The following is a 14,068-nucleotide window of genomic DNA, read 5'->3' as shown; positions in this document are numbered from 1 at the left end:
TTTATACGAGCAATGCTCTTCAGTCGTTTTCTACAAGATCGCTTTGGTTACGAAACACGAGTTCGTCATCAAACGCATCGAGTAAAATGATACTGTCTGTGGTGACTTTTCCGCCTAAGATCTCTTTAGACAGTTTGTTCAACACTTCTTTCTGTATGGTACGTTTTACAGGACGTGCCCCAAACTCCGGTTGAAAACCGCGGTCTGCTAAAAACTTGATGGCTTCGGCCGTAGCATCTAGCGTGATGCCTTGTTTTGCCAGCATACGGGTCACGCCTTTGAGTTGCAAACTCACGACCTGCTCGATGTCTTTTCGCGTAAGCGGGGTAAACATCACGATATCGTCGATACGGTTTATAAACTCAGGGCGTATGGTTTGTTTCAACATCCCCAGCACTTCGGTTTTTGCACCTTCCATCGCGGTCTCAGGATCTTTGATGGTCTCAAATTTCTCCTGTATGATATGACTTCCCATATTTGAGGTCATAATGATGATGGTGTTCTTAAAGTCGGCTAGACGGCCTTTGTTGTCTGTAAGTCTACCTTCATCAAGCACCTGTAACAAGATATTAAAGGTGTCTGGGTGCGCTTTCTCGATCTCGTCGAGCAAGATCACACTGTACGGCTTGCGACGTACGGCTTCGGTCAACTGCCCGCCTTCATCATAACCCACATATCCCGGAGGCGCACCTACCAGACGGCTCACGCTGTGGCGCTCCTGATATTCACTCATATCTATACGGGTGATGTTGTTCTCATCATCAAACAGGTATTCTGCCAGCGCTTTTGCGAGTTCGGTTTTACCCACCCCGGTGGTCCCGAGGAATAAGAACGAACCTATAGGGCGTTTTTGATCCTGCAGGCCGGCGCGGCTTCTGCGCACCGCATCACTCACGGCGATGATCGCTTCTTCCTGGCCTACCACACGTTTGTGCAGTTCGCCCTCGAGGTGTAGCAATTTCTCGCGCTCGCTTTGCAGCATTTTGGTAACGGGGATTCCCGTCCATTTGGCTACTACTTCGGCGATGTCTTCGCTGGTCACTTCCTCTTTGATGAGGCTGTTATCGGCTTGTGCGGCCAGTTGCTCCTGCAATTTCTCGAGCTCTTCCTGAGCTTGCTTGATCTTGCCGTAGCGTAACTCGGCTACCAGACCATAATTGCCTTCACGCTCGGCACGCTCGGCTTCTAGCTTAAAGTTTTCAATATCCTGCTTGGCGTTCTGGATGTTGTCTACCACATCTTTCTCGCTCTTCCATTTGGCGTTGATCTCGTTGCGCTCTTCTTTAAGATTGGCAAGATCGGCGCGTAAGGACTTGAGTTTATTCTCATCTTGCTCGCGTTTGATCGCCTCGATCTCGATCTCGAGTTGCATAATCTTACGGTCGAGTACATCAAGTTCTTCGGGCTTGGAGTTGATCTCCATACGCATTTTTGAAGCCGCCTCGTCCATCAGGTCGATCGCCTTATCGGGTAAAAAGCGGTTGGTGATATAGCGTTGCGAAAGCTCTACCGCTGCAATGATCGCATTGTCCTTGATACGCACCTTGTGGTGGGTTTCATACTTTTCTTTGATCCCACGTAAGATAGAAATCGCAGACTCGGTATCGGGCTCAAAAACACTCACTTTCTGAAAGCGGCGCTCTAAAGCTTTATCCTGCTCAAAGTATTTTTGATACTCATCTAGCGTGGTTGCACCTATGGCGCGTAACTCCCCACGAGCCAGAGCAGGCTTGAGGATATTTGCAGCATCCATCGCGCCTTGACCGCCACCGGCACCTACAAGCGTGTGGATCTCGTCTATAAACAAGACGATATCTCCGGCACTGGTAGTTACTTCTTTGATCACGGCTTTAAGTCGCTCTTCAAACTCTCCTTTATATTTGGCACCGGCGATCAAGGCTCCCATATCCAGCGCCCAAATCTGCTTCTCTTGAAGATTTTCAGGCACATCGCCGTCGATGATTCGGTGGGCGAGACCTTCGGCGATCGCGGTTTTACCGGTACCGGGTTCACCGACCAAAATCGGGTTGTTCTTGGTTCTACGTGAAAGGATTTGTAGAATTCTACGTATTTCTTCATCACGGCCAATCACCGGGTCCAGCTTCCCGTCGCGGGCGAGTTGATTGAGGTTTTTAGCGTATTTGCTTAACGAATTATAGGTTTCTTCAACGCTTTGCGAAGTCACGCGGTCGCCTTTGCGCAATTCTTCAATCGCGGCTTTGAGGTGCTTTTCAGTAACGCCTTGATCTTTTAAGATCTGTGCGATCTTGCTGCTCGATTTAAAGATCGCCAGGATCAAATGCTCTATCGAAACATACTCATCGTTCATTTTTTTTGCGATGTTGCTGGCTTCGGTTACCGTTTTACCGGCTTCACGAGACAGCATAATATCGCCACCGCTTACTTTAGGAAAACTTGTAAGCGTGCTCTCTAAAATCTGCTTTAACAGATTTACATTCACATCCAGTTTCTGGAGCAGAAATGGAGTAACGTTCTCATCAACTTCAAGAATGGCTTTAAAAATATGCTCATTCTCGATTTGCTGATGGCCATACCCTTGAGCAAGCGCCTGGGCTTGCTGTATGGCTTCTTGTGATTTTATGGTGAAGTTATTAAAGTTCATCGTGTTTGTATTTCGATGTTGATATGGCAATTGCTGTACCATTTGTTAAAACCGACTTTTAGTCAGTTGTAGCGCAGAATTAGCTGTCTTTTTGTCGGTTGAAGGCTTTGGATTTTCTTAATACAATAGCCGGTTTAGTTTCCTTAAATTTACAACTGCTTAGGAATTACAAGCGTTAACAAACCTTAAAAAGAAAAACTATGGGACTTTTTGATATGTTTAAAAGTCAGCGAGACATTGCGAAGGAAGAGATTAAGGAAATGAACTGGATCCCACTCGAGCGTATGGAACAGCTTGATGAAATTGTAGAGATCTCTAATGCGGTGCCGGTGCTAATCTTTAAGCATAGTACCACCTGCGGAATCAGTAGAATGGTACTGCGTAGTTTTGAGAAAGCATACGATTACGACAAAAAGGAACTAGAGCCTTATTTTCTGGATCTTAAAGCGCATCGCGACATCAGTAATGCAATTGCAACAAAATTCAACGTACAGCACGAGAGTCCGCAATTGTTATTGATCAAAAATGGGGTGGTTACTTATCACACTTCCCACGGCGCTATAGAGGCCGAAAACTTGCTGGAGAAGCTCTAAAAGAGAAAACATTTTTAAAATTGAAAACCCGGAGCAGGCGCTCCGGGTTTTTTTTACCCATTAATTGGTTATTCGTCTGTAGAAGGCTAACTCTAATAAACAATAACCGTATGTTTTAATAGGTTAATTGATTATATGTTACCAAATATTCAATTCTATTGCAATTATAACAAAAAAATTAAAATTGTGTTAAAATAATCCGCCTCCGTCTTTTTCATTGTCATCACGGTTTTTGCGTTTCTTCGCTCTGAACTTACTATCGCCAAAACGATAGTTAAATCCTACGTATACCGTGTTGCTTTCCCAATTGAACTGTCCCTCTACACGATACGGACTCACAGCCGTAAAGCGCGCTTTCATCGTATTAAAAATGTCATTGTAGTTTAAGCTGATGGTCCCTTTACCGTCAAAAATGCTATAACGGGCGCCAACATTGGTCATAAACATCGACTTGTTTCTAAACTGAATGCTTTCCGCAGGACCTCTAAACATCGCAAACGCGGTAAAGGTAAGTCGCTGAGTAGCCGTAAAATTATTGATAATACGAGTGTTAAATATAGAATTGGTCACCTCACGTTCCGTAAGCATAATATCTGCTGCCGTTGGATTCTCAATGTCCGGATCTAAGGATTCAGAAATACCGGTCTGCGTTTGACTAAACAGATCAAAACTTGCATTCAAGCTCCACCATTCGGCAGGTTTATAATTGGCACTTACTTCAAAACCGTATGCAGTGGTTGAATCAAAATTATCGTTGGTCAAAACCATTCGGTCTAGATTGAAGCGATCTACATAAACCGCCTGATTGATCTGATCTTCAATGATGCGGTAAAACACACCTGCGGTGATGCTTCCCTTGTCTAAAGAACGTGTATAATTTGCTTCTAGCGAATTAGTAAATTGCGGACGTAAATTCACGTTTCCGTATTCGGTTACCAATGGTGAACTCCATTCTCTAATAGGATTGACCTGCCCAACGCCCGGGCGATCAATTCTTCGGCTATAACTTACCTGATACTGATTTTTTTCCGAAGGATTAAAGGTTACATAAGCCGAAGGATACAACTCAAAATAGTCGTTGGTGAATGCGCGAACGCTATTGGTATCTGCAGCTACGTTCACCTGCTCTGCGCGCACTCCGACTTGATACGACCACTTCTCGTAGTTTTTTCCATAAGTCACATATGCCGAATAAATATCCCTACTGTAGTCAAAAAGCGTGTTGGGCGTAGGAACCAGATCGCCTTCTGCGTTAAAGGATTGTCCGGTACTGCTGTAGCCAATATCGGTATTGAACAGGATGGCCTGTAAACCAACTTCGAGCTTTTCACTTTCAGAAAGCGGATTTACGTAGTCTAAATTCAACGTGGTGCGATCACGCTTGGTATCTACAAAATCTTCATAATCGGGTAGAGGCGTAGCGCCTGTAAAATTAAAGAAGGTATCTTCATCAGCGTCAAACGTATTGTAATCGGCTTCAAACTCGATGTTATGCCCTTCTTTTTCAAAATCAAGTTTGTAGTCAAAGTTGTACTGCTGCGAGTAATTGTCCATATCTGCGCCAAAATCCTGCATCAGATTGCGGGTCATATCATCAGCATAAACAATATTTATGTTTCCGCCGGGAGTGCCTATAAAGCTATTTTGAGATGTGAAAACGGAAAGCGTGTTCTTATCATTAAGATACACGTCAAGACCTACTTTAAGCAGGTGCGAATTCTGGTCGTTCAGCATATCAAAAAATTGAGTCGAATTATCGCCTTCGCGAAAGATCGTCCCGTAGTTAGCACGTTTTGCGATGGTGTTACTGTAATTAGAATACAGGTTGAATTTACCGTTGCGGTAGTTCAAATTCAATCCACTGTTAAACTGTGGATTTTTCTCATAAGCCAGACCGGCGCTTACATCCCCGTTAAAACCAATATTCACATTCTTGTGCAACACAATATTGATGATCCCGCTCATTCCGTCCGGGTTGTATTTGGCTGAAGGATTAGTGATCAATTCGATCTTTTTGATCGAGTTAGACGGAAGCTGTTTTAATAATTGATCTGCAGGAATGTTGGATAATTTTCCGTCAACCATCACTTGTACGTTGCTGTTTCCGCGTAGCGTAAGAGCTCCTGATTGCTGGTCTAAATTCACCGAAGGGATATTGTTCATGATATCTGCTGCAGAAGCTCCTGCAGTAGTCAGATCTTTCCCAACGTTGATCACCTTACGGTCAATTTTTTGCTCGATCGTTGTGCGTTCTGCGACGATATTCACAGCATCTAATTCTGCCGGAACAGCGCTAAGATTTAGGTTGCCCATATCGTGCTTGCGATGGTCACGATCAATTTTTAAATCGCGTTCAAAAGCTTCATACCCTATAAATTGAACCCTAAGCGTGTAAATCCCTTCCGGAATTTTATTGATTTCAAAAGCCCCATCGTCGTTGGTGATACCACCGGTTATCGTTTGTTCTCCCGAAGTTATAACTACGGTAGCGTAGGGAATAGGCTGGTTTAGGTCGGCGTCAAGTACAACACCACTTACAGAGCCGGTAACTACCTCATTGGGTTTTGGCTGAGCAAAAAGCAGCGTGGTACATAGCGTGAAGAGCAGGCATAATAGCCCATGGTTAGATTTCATAACTGTTCGATTTTGTTGGTTGATAAAACATAATACTTTGCAATGCATAATAGCTAAAACAAAGTACCCCGTGATTAGCGGTTTATAAATAGACGAACGTGTTTTAAATCTGTTACAGTAAAAGTTACATTTATTCTGTAAAGCCTAATTTAAACGCGCTAGTTCACTGAATTTAAAGCGGTTGTAATCGGAATAAATTTGATATACTAGAATAAAAGAAAACCCGAGACCGCTAAATCTCGGGTTTTCAAGCTTGAACGCTAGAAATTAACACTAACCATCAAAACTAATTTATAAACGATTCAAACTTGGAAGTCGACTTCTATTACATAGACTAGTCTTAAAAGCTATTGTTACAGCTGCAGGAAACCTTTAACTTTGATTTATGAAAGCAAAGAAAACCTTGGTGCTTGGCGCCTCTCTAAAACCTATACGCTACTCATATATGGCGATACATAAATTGGTGAAAAATAACCAACCTGTGGTGGCGATCGGTTTAAGGGAAGGGGAAGTCGCCGGGATAACCATAGACACCGGTATGCCAGCATATGAGCATATAGATACGGTTACACTTTATCTCAACGCGCAGCGCCAAGAGGCGTATTACGACTATATCATAGGATTGCAACCTAAACGCGTGATCTTTAATCCGGGTACTGAGAATCAGGAGTTTTATAAACTCCTGCAAGCCGCAAATATCGAAGTAGATCCTGCGTGTACGTTAGTGCTTTTGAGTACGAATAATTACTAAGCCCAAAAAGGTTAGGAGTCCGTTTAAGATCAAGATAAAGAAACCAAATTCAAAATTAAGGTAGGTCAAGGTCAACTGACTGATGATGTATCCTAAAATGGGAGATGCTACGGCAGCGACCGGGACAAACCTGTCTTTTACCTGCCATTTTGTAAATAATCCGAAAGCATATAAGCCTAATAAGGGCCCGTAGGTGTAGCCTGCAAAAACAAACAATCTGGCGATCACGCTTTCATCAGCAATGAGGTATTTGAAACCAATGATCACAAGGATTAAAACCAAGGAAGCCGCAACGTGTATTTTTTTACGAATGGCGATCTGCTTCGCCTGATCATATTTTTTCTCGATCCCTAAAATATCAATACTGAAAGATGTTGTGAGCGAAGTCAATGCGCTGTCTGCGCTCGAATAGGCTGCAGCGATCAAGCCTAAAATGAAACAGATGGCAATCCCAAAGCCTAATCCGCTTTTTGTTGCGATGTATGGGAAAAGATCGTCTTTTGAGGCTTCGATCCCATTTTTCTGTGCATAAACGGTAAGCAAAACTCCAAGTGCGAGAAACACAAAATTCACCACGGTGAGTACGATCGTAAACCAAAACATATTTTTTTGAGCATCCTTAAGGCTTCGGCAGGTGAGGTTTTTTTGCATCATATCCTGATCGAGACCGGTCATCACAATTGCGATAAACGCCCCGCTGATGAACTGCTTAAAGAAGAAATCTTCGCTTTTCCAATTATCAAAAAAGAACATTTGTGACATGTCGCTTTCCGCAATAAAATTAAAAATCCCGCCGGGCTGTAGGCCTAAATCAGTTGAGACAAAATAGATCGCAACACCCAGTGCGGTAAGCATAAACAGGGTTTGCAGCGTGTCTGTCCATACAATGGTCTTGATACCGCTCTTAAACGTGTAGAGCCAAATGAGCAAAATGGTGATGGTCACTGTTACCCAAAACGGAACTTGCATACTGTCAAAAACCAAGAGTTGTAGCACATTTGCCACGAGGTATAATCTAAAACTCGCACCAACCACACGGCTGAGTAGAAAAAAGGATGCGCCGGTTTTATAACTAGCAACACCAAAACGCCCTTCAAGATAAGTGTAGATCGAAGTTAGATTCAATCGGTAATAGAGTGGAAGCAAAACAAGGCTGATAACAGCATATCCCACGGTATAACCTAAAACCACCTGAAAGTAGCTAAACTGTGACGCTTCAACCCAACCCGGCACCGAAATAAACGTCACTCCCGAAAGCGAAGCTCCGATCATCCCAAATGCGACCAGATACCACGGCGATTGTTTACTCGCTTTAAAAAAATCTTCATTAGAGCCACCTTTTCCGGTGAAATAGGAGATCAACATCAAGGTGATAAAATAGCCAGCAATTAATAGGAGAATGGTTGTGGGCTGCATAGCGCTTGAGGGTTTATAGAATTGGGCACGAAGATACGGTATAAAATTGCAACAATGTGGCGTCGCTGTTTTGAGAACTTAGGGCTAGGGCGGGCTTTTAAGGCGGTTCTCTTTAGGAAACTTACCTTTGCTCAGAATAATGCAATTTTCGGCGGACTTTTAAATTAAATGTTAGTTGAGATGCCTAAATTTGCCGACCGTTTTATCAAGACGTTAAACCTAAATTTCATTTATGGAGCTTCCTAAATTTATATTGGGCGATAACACTGATTACCCAGAATCTATCTTTGTGATTCACACTGATTTTCCGCGGTTTATCATTGACCTTAAAACTGACGATGTGGAGTGGCTGGAGGATTTTGATAAAAATGATGAAGAAGAACTAGCTACCGAAGCCGAAGGTTTAATTCAAGCGGCAACTGATTTTTACGATAGAGAAGTAGCACGCTACGAAGAAGATTAAATGAATCAATTAAAAGAACTGGATTATGAGTTGTATCTCTTCCTCAATAATTTGGGGTCAGAGACTTGGGATCCATTCTGGTTATTTTTGACCAATAAATGGTCGAGCATTCCGCTGTATGCGTTTTTGCTGTTTTTGATTTTTAAGAAATTCGGTTTAAAAGGTACACTGTATACGTTAGTGGCTGTCACCCTTTTGATCACGGCAACAGACCAGTTGGCCAATGTTTTTAAACATGGTTTTGAGCGTTTGCGTCCGTGCGGGCAAGAAGGAATTATGGAGCAGGCGCGTTTTATCGCAGTACGCTGCGGAAGCTACGGGTATTTTTCGGCACACGCAGCAAGTACGATGGCACTGGCCATGTTTGTAGGCTTGCTTTTGCGCTCAAACTTCAAATGGATTTTTCCGTTTTTGATCGTGTGGGCGCTGCTTGTAGGATACAGCCGAATTTACGTAGGTGTGCATTATCCTGGCGATGTACTCACCGGATTTATAATTGGCGGCCTCATTGGTTTACTGATGCAGTGGCTGCATCGTTTTGGCTATGCCAAAATTTTTAAAGAAACATATTAGTATGAAAATATTGGTGACCGGAGCTGCCGGTTTTATAGGATCACATTGCGCCGAACGTTTACAGGCAATGAATCACGAAGTAACAGGAATAGACAATTTCTCTCCTTATTACAGTCCGGATTTAAAAGATCGAAATGCCAAAGCGCTGGAGCGTGCGGGAATCCCAATTCTTATTGTAGATCTTAGAACGCCTAAAGATTTTGAAAAGCTTCCTACAGATTTTGATTATATCTTTCACTTTGCCGCACAGCCCGGTATTGCAGCGACTTCAAGCTTTGAAGATTATTTGATGAACAACCTGGTGGCGACTAAAAACCTGATCGATTTTGCGTTAAAATGTAAGGGTCTTAAACTGTTTGCTAATATTTCTACTTCGTCAATTTACGGTTTACGAGCGACCTTGACCGAAGATGCGGCTCCAGAACCTGCGTCCTTTTATGGCGTGACCAAACTTGCAGCAGAGCAAATCGTACTCTCTAAAACCAGAGAGCAAAAAATGAATACCTGCTCATTGCGTTTATTTTCGGTTTATGGCCCGCGTGAGCGTCCAGAAAAGTTATACACGAAGTTAATAGGCTGTGGCTTCTTCCATCAAGAATTTCCGCTGTTTGAAGGTAGCGAGGATCACGTGCGTAGTTTTACGTTTGTAGATGATATCATTGATGGTGTAGTTAGCGTTATCGGAAAAGAAGATGTGGTGCGCGGCGAAGTGATCAATCTGGGTACTGAACAAGAACACACCACCGGAGAAGGTATTGCGATTGTTGAAGAACTTCTGAATACTAAAATTCGCAAGGATATTGTACCGAAACGTGGCGGGGATCAGATGTTTACCAAAGCCAATATTGAGAAGGCGCGTCGCTTGCTGAATTACAATCCTTCAACGACCTTAAAAGAAGGTCTTCAGAAACAAATAGAATGGTACCGTCAAGAATTTGTAGACTAACTATTTGAGATGCGACTAGACCCAAAAGACCGAAAATTTTTAACCGACTGGAAAGAAAAGCGAGAGACTAAATTTCAATTTATTCTCGGGGTTACACTACAAGTTATTTTAGGAGCGCTCACCTATAAATTGGTAATTACTTATTTTATGGGTGGTATTTTTGATACTACAGATTTTATACTTTTTGGTATAATCGGTTTGATTTTAGGTATTGTCGTAGGCTTTTTAAAATACCGAAAGAACGAAAAGCGGTATGCGCGTTTAAAATCCTGATCAAGTTTTGTTAGTAGTTAATAAGTGTCGCTCATCGATAGAATTACCAGAGGTAGCTTACTTGAAGTTTTTTAAGAGTTCTTGTGCCGCCTGAAACGCCGAAACCTTACCTGTGTTTATGGCGTCTAACAGTTTCGGTAATTGCTGTTTAACCGTTTCATCTTTATAAAATCGATCTTTTAAAGCATTGACAACAGTAGCTTGTAACCAGTATTTATTTTGATCTTGACGATTGCTTTCAAAAAAGCCATTAGCCTTTGTATGCGCTTCAAATTCTAGAAGCGTCTGCCAGATCTCGTCAATGCCTGTTTCTTTGAGTGCGCTGCACAACATGATTTTTGGTTGCCAGGCGCTTGCTTTAGGTCGGTATAAATGAAGCGCTCTTGAAAATTCGGTTTTAGCATGTTTGGCCGCTATGGTATTTATACCGTCTGCCTTGTTGATAACGATCGCATCGGCCATTTCAATAATTCCACGTTTAATACCTTGTAACTCATCTCCCGCTCCGGCAAGCTTCAGCAGTAAGAAAAAATCAGTCATTTGATGCACGGCTATTTCACTTTGACCTACGCCCACCGTTTCAATAAAAATGAGGTCAAAGCCTGCCGCTTCACAAAGGCTAATGGCTTCCCGGGTTTTACGAGCCACACCGCCCAAAGCGTCACCTGCCGGTGAAGGCCTTATAAAAGCGTTGGCGTCAGCCGTAAGTCGCTCCATTCTGGTTTTATCGCCCAGGATGCTTCCTTGAGAAATAGTACTGCTGGGATCTACGGCAAGAACAGCAACTTTTTTTCCTTGCTCGATGGCGAGCATTCCTAGCGCTTCTATAAAGGTACTTTTTCCAACACCCGGAACACCGGTGATCCCTACGCGGAATGCTTTTTTTGTGTGCGGAAGACAGGCCGCCAGAATTTCTTGAGCAGTTTTCTGATGTGCTGAGGTTGTACTTTCGATCAGCGTGATTGCCCGGCTGAGCGCAATGGTATTTCCAGCTAAAATTTCGGCGCTTAACATTTGAGGATCAATAGGGCGCTTTCTGTTCTTAATCAGTTTTTGAGCTGCAGTAAGGTCTATATGCTTATTCTTCGGTGTTTTCAAGTCTTCTATTCTGAACTGTTAAAGGTAAAAGAAAACCTTACTGATACCGCTCTTACCGTTCAAAAATCTTGGCTCTAAATTCGGCTTGCGGATTTTTGTGAAATCTTTAAGAATCTCACGTTGATTCCTCTCTAAAGGAATGGTATATTCAAAATATTAATCAACGAAAATTTTATTATGAAAGCTTTATATAAGGCAAAGGCTACCGCCACAGGTGGTCGTGACAGTAGTGTTTCAACAGATGACGGAACTCTTGATCTTGATTTGAGTGTGCCTAAAGGACTGGGTGGAGCCGGTGGTGAAGGTACCAATCCTGAGCAATTGTTTGCTGCGGGATATTCGGCGTGTTTTGGTAGTGCATTGGCGCACGTAGCGCGTGGAAAAAAGGTAGATCTTGGCGATTATACGGTGACTGCTACGGTAAAGATCGGTAAGAATGAAGAAGATATGTTTCAACTTGCAGTGGTGCTTGATTGCTATTTACCTACCGTGGATGTTGAAGAAGGAGAGGCTTTAGTAAATGAGGCTCACGAAGTATGCCCATATTCTCGCGCTACGATGGACAATATTGATGTGACGTTAAACTTATTGTTAGACGACGAGTAACTCATACTTACTTTAAAGATTGAGACCCGCTTTTTAAGCGGGTTTTTTTTGGCACCGCCAAAGGGTTTAATACGCCGTCTTACAGCTGACGGATCCCTCGAAATCGAAAATTTGTTTTAGTAATGCTCGGGCTTGTCCTGCGGTTTTCTTCGTTTAGAATTCCCTAAAAAAATGGAGGTGGAGGCGGTGTGAAATTGGTTTTGTCAATTTCTATAAAATAAGGGATATCTAATTGATATGCGTCCTGGACTTTAGCCATTGTACTTGTAATAAGACGTAGTGTATTTTTTAAATTTTCTATTGAAGTATTCTGTCTATTATTAGAGTAGTCAATACTTATTAAAATACTTTTTAAATCTTCTTTATTAAAAAATGGAGCATTAATTTGTGTATCTAAGGACTCTTGGATTTTTGCAGTAAATAATTGAGGAGAAATATTGGTTTCAAAATTTGATCTTAAAGAATCATTTTGAAAATCAAATAGATCTACGTGCCCAAAGCAAGCGAATGAACTTTCCTCAGCACAGGTTTTAAAAACTAGAATTTTTAGTACTGTATTTTCTTCTGTAAAACGCAGAATATTGCCTTTTCCGTTACACGCATTTTGGTCCATTTCTGCGATTAATTCTGCGTATGTTTTGAAATCGTTTAGATCGATTATTACCTTTTCTGTTTGAGTGGTTTTAAACCGATCTTCACTTGGAAAATATAAGGTTTCGAGATCTTGAGAAACTTCAGGAATTTGCTCTACCTCTTGAGAACAGGAAAACACTCCCAATAACGGTATTAGTACCAAAAGATAAAGTTTCTTCATTTATTCTATTTTCTATTTTAAAATCAAATAACCTGCCACTTATAGTTTATCTAAAATATTTAATCACAATTTTGCAACGCAGACGAAAAAACTTCGTCTTTAGAAAAGGAATTAGCAACTAACCATTTACCATTTTGCAAATTACCGAAATACTTGAACGATGTAAGCAAAACGACCGGCGTGCGCAAATGCAACTTTATAATAAGTATAGCGAGGGCATGTATTATGTTGCTTTTAGGTTTTTAAAGAATTCTTTTGAAGCCGAAGAAGCGATGCAGGAAGGTTTTGTAAAAGCATTTACTAAAATGCATCAATACAACGGAGAGGTGACTTTTGGGGCTTGGTTAAAGCGTATCGTGATCAATAAAAGTATTGATATGCTGAAGGCTAAAAAACTAGAGCTGGTCGCCATTAATGAGCAAGTATTGGGTACGGTAGATGAGCATAATGACTGGTCTGTAGATGATGGGATTACGCTAGATCAAATCAAAGCAGCTATTGAAGAATTACCAGAGCGGTATCGCTATGCGGTGATGCTCTTTTTAATAGAGGGATATGACCACCAGGAAATATCAGAAATATTAGAAATAACCGAGGTTGCATCGCGTACGCTGGTGCACCGCGGGAAGAAAAAATTGCAGGAGAAACTTAAAACTAAATATCATGGCACAGGATATTAGAGAAATGTTTAAAAATGATTTGAGCATTCCTGATGAGGGGCTTAAACGAGGGCACGAAGCGCGATTTAATGCGCGTCTGGATGCGCACTTCGGGAAGGAGGCAAAAGCCAAAACCGAAGGATATCTCTGGATGAAAATAGCAGCCGTTTTGGTGGTGCTGATCGCAATTAGTGGGCTGTTGCTAAACAATCCATTGAGTACCGGCACTCAGGCTGAGCAAACTGTAGAGGCTAACTCGCTTGCGACCACCCAGCCGGTAAAAGTGCAGCTAAGCGACTTCTCTCCAGAGTACAAGCAAATTGAAGATAGTTATCTGGCAACCATTCATATGGAATTGGCGCAACTTAACGTCACCGATGATAACAAAGCCATCGTCGATGCTTATATGGGCCAGCTCGAAGAGTTGAATCAAGAGTATGACCGTCTTAATGCTGATCTGGTAGAAACAGGAGTGAACGATTATAATATTCAATCTTTGATTGATAACCTTCAATTTAGATTGGATTTATTGAACAAGTTGAAAGAGAAATTAAACGAGTTACAAGTGTCTCAAAATAATGAGATACAAACCAATACCTTATAAATCGATGATGAGGAT

14 protein-coding genes are annotated in these 14,068 nt (G+C 42.0%); 9 read left to right on the top strand and 5 right to left on the bottom strand.

The window, feature by feature from the left end:
- Window positions 1-19: 19 nt before the first annotated feature.
- Entirely contained in the window at window positions 20-2,623 is a 2,604-nt protein-coding gene (gene clpB / locus BUA96_RS02065) for an ATP-dependent chaperone ClpB (protein WP_072979825.1), read from the bottom strand.
- 200 nt (window positions 2,624-2,823) lie between these two features.
- Between clpB and ytxJ the strand changes: the two genes are divergently transcribed.
- Complete coding sequence (gene ytxJ, locus BUA96_RS02060; RefSeq protein ID WP_072979823.1) at window positions 2,824-3,216, top strand: bacillithiol system redox-active protein YtxJ; 393 nt, start codon at window positions 2,824-2,826, stop codon at window positions 3,214-3,216.
- A 189-nt stretch (window positions 3,217-3,405) separates the two neighbouring features.
- On the opposite strand, the gene BUA96_RS02055 is transcribed toward ytxJ, so the two are convergent.
- Window positions 3,406-5,850, bottom strand: a complete 2,445-nt coding sequence (locus tag BUA96_RS02055) for a TonB-dependent receptor (RefSeq protein ID WP_072979821.1) — start codon at window positions 5,848-5,850, stop codon at window positions 3,406-3,408.
- A 385-nt stretch (window positions 5,851-6,235) separates the two neighbouring features.
- Here BUA96_RS02055 and BUA96_RS02050 point away from each other — a divergent pair, with 385 nt between their 5' ends.
- On the top strand, window positions 6,236-6,601 hold the full coding sequence (locus BUA96_RS02050; protein ID WP_072979818.1) for a CoA-binding protein: 366 nt from the start codon (window positions 6,236-6,238) through the stop codon (window positions 6,599-6,601).
- Here the strand turns inward: BUA96_RS02050 and BUA96_RS02045 are convergent.
- A complete protein-coding gene (locus tag BUA96_RS02045) occupies window positions 6,572-8,017 on the bottom strand; it encodes a sodium:solute symporter (protein WP_072979816.1) in 1,446 nt (481 codons plus the stop codon). The two genes, BUA96_RS02050 and BUA96_RS02045, sit on opposite strands and share 30 nt — an antisense overlap.
- Before the next feature lie 232 nt (window positions 8,018-8,249).
- Here BUA96_RS02045 and BUA96_RS02040 point away from each other — a divergent pair, with 232 nt between their 5' ends.
- Genes BUA96_RS02040 through BUA96_RS02025 form a run of 4 tightly spaced genes read left to right on the top strand, consistent with a single transcriptional unit; the run spans window position 8,250 to window position 10,272 of the window.
- Window positions 8,250-8,480 (top strand): hypothetical protein, encoded by a 231-nt coding sequence (locus BUA96_RS02040; protein ID WP_072979813.1) that lies wholly within the window; start codon window positions 8,250-8,252, stop codon window positions 8,478-8,480.
- Window positions 8,481-9,053 (top strand): phosphatase PAP2 family protein, encoded by a 573-nt coding sequence (locus tag BUA96_RS02035; protein WP_072979811.1) that lies wholly within the window; start codon window positions 8,481-8,483, stop codon window positions 9,051-9,053.
- Window position 9,054: 1 nt separating this feature from the next.
- Window positions 9,055-9,999 (top strand): NAD-dependent epimerase/dehydratase family protein, encoded by a 945-nt coding sequence (locus BUA96_RS02030; RefSeq protein WP_072979809.1) that lies wholly within the window; start codon window positions 9,055-9,057, stop codon window positions 9,997-9,999.
- Between the two features lie 9 nt (window positions 10,000-10,008).
- Complete coding sequence (locus BUA96_RS02025) at window positions 10,009-10,272, top strand: hypothetical protein (protein WP_072979807.1); 264 nt, start codon at window positions 10,009-10,011, stop codon at window positions 10,270-10,272.
- Window positions 10,273-10,329: 57 nt separating this feature from the next.
- Here BUA96_RS02025 and meaB read toward each other — a convergent pair whose 3' ends face one another.
- Window positions 10,330-11,370: a methylmalonyl Co-A mutase-associated GTPase MeaB gene (meaB, locus tag BUA96_RS02020; RefSeq protein ID WP_084673021.1), complete on the bottom strand. Its 1,041-nt coding sequence runs from the start codon at window positions 11,368-11,370 to the stop codon at window positions 10,330-10,332.
- A 177-nt stretch (window positions 11,371-11,547) separates the two neighbouring features.
- Here meaB and BUA96_RS02015 point away from each other — a divergent pair, with 177 nt between their 5' ends.
- The gene (locus BUA96_RS02015; protein WP_072979803.1) at window positions 11,548-11,976 is read left to right on the top strand and encodes an organic hydroperoxide resistance protein; all 429 of its coding nucleotides are present in this window, start codon (window positions 11,548-11,550) and stop codon (window positions 11,974-11,976) included.
- A 163-nt stretch (window positions 11,977-12,139) separates the two neighbouring features.
- Here BUA96_RS02015 and BUA96_RS02010 read toward each other — a convergent pair whose 3' ends face one another.
- Entirely contained in the window at window positions 12,140-12,790 is a 651-nt protein-coding gene (locus BUA96_RS02010) for a hypothetical protein (RefSeq protein ID WP_072979801.1), read from the bottom strand.
- A gap of 188 nt (window positions 12,791-12,978) precedes the next feature.
- Here BUA96_RS02010 and BUA96_RS02005 point away from each other — a divergent pair, with 188 nt between their 5' ends.
- Together BUA96_RS02005 and BUA96_RS02000 are read left to right on the top strand one after the other, a co-directional pair.
- Window positions 12,979-13,470: an RNA polymerase sigma factor gene (locus BUA96_RS02005; protein ID WP_072980443.1), complete on the top strand. Its 492-nt coding sequence runs from the start codon at window positions 12,979-12,981 to the stop codon at window positions 13,468-13,470.
- Complete coding sequence (locus BUA96_RS02000) at window positions 13,454-14,053, top strand: hypothetical protein (RefSeq protein WP_072979799.1); 600 nt, start codon at window positions 13,454-13,456, stop codon at window positions 14,051-14,053. The genes BUA96_RS02005 and BUA96_RS02000 overlap by 17 nt, the downstream gene beginning before the upstream one ends.
- Window positions 14,054-14,068: the final 15 nt, after the last annotated feature.

This window comes from Leeuwenhoekiella palythoae, assembly GCF_900130045.1.
Lineage (GTDB): Bacteria > Bacteroidota > Bacteroidia > Flavobacteriales > Flavobacteriaceae > Leeuwenhoekiella > Leeuwenhoekiella palythoae.
Note: the sequence above shows the minus strand (reverse complement) of the source record. Positions and strands in the feature narration are given on the sequence as shown.

Bases quoted from the DNA above. Each gene is read 5' to 3' on its own strand.
- clpB (WP_072979825.1), bottom strand. From the start codon at position 2,623: ATGAACTTTAATAACTTCACCATAAAATCACAAGAAGCCATACAGCAA.
- BUA96_RS02010 (WP_072979801.1), bottom strand. From the start codon at position 12,790: ATGAAGAAACTTTATCTTTTGGTACTAATACCGTTATTGGGAGTGTTT.
- BUA96_RS02040 (WP_072979813.1), top strand. From the start codon at position 8,250: ATGGAGCTTCCTAAATTTATATTGGGCGATAACACTGATTACCCAGAA.
- BUA96_RS02025 (WP_072979807.1), top strand. From the start codon at position 10,009: ATGCGACTAGACCCAAAAGACCGAAAATTTTTAACCGACTGGAAAGAA.
- BUA96_RS02015 (WP_072979803.1), top strand. From the start codon at position 11,548: ATGAAAGCTTTATATAAGGCAAAGGCTACCGCCACAGGTGGTCGTGAC.
- BUA96_RS02050 (WP_072979818.1), top strand. From the start codon at position 6,236: ATGAAAGCAAAGAAAACCTTGGTGCTTGGCGCCTCTCTAAAACCTATA.
- BUA96_RS02035 (WP_072979811.1), top strand. From the start codon at position 8,481: ATGAATCAATTAAAAGAACTGGATTATGAGTTGTATCTCTTCCTCAAT.
- BUA96_RS02055 (WP_072979821.1), bottom strand. From the start codon at position 5,850: ATGAAATCTAACCATGGGCTATTATGCCTGCTCTTCACGCTATGTACC.
- BUA96_RS02000 (WP_072979799.1), top strand. From the start codon at position 13,454: ATGGCACAGGATATTAGAGAAATGTTTAAAAATGATTTGAGCATTCCT.
- BUA96_RS02030 (WP_072979809.1), top strand. From the start codon at position 9,055: ATGAAAATATTGGTGACCGGAGCTGCCGGTTTTATAGGATCACATTGC.
- BUA96_RS02005 (WP_072980443.1), top strand. From the start codon at position 12,979: ATGCAACTTTATAATAAGTATAGCGAGGGCATGTATTATGTTGCTTTT.
- ytxJ (WP_072979823.1), top strand. From the start codon at position 2,824: ATGGGACTTTTTGATATGTTTAAAAGTCAGCGAGACATTGCGAAGGAA.
- BUA96_RS02045 (WP_072979816.1), bottom strand. From the start codon at position 8,017: ATGCAGCCCACAACCATTCTCCTATTAATTGCTGGCTATTTTATCACC.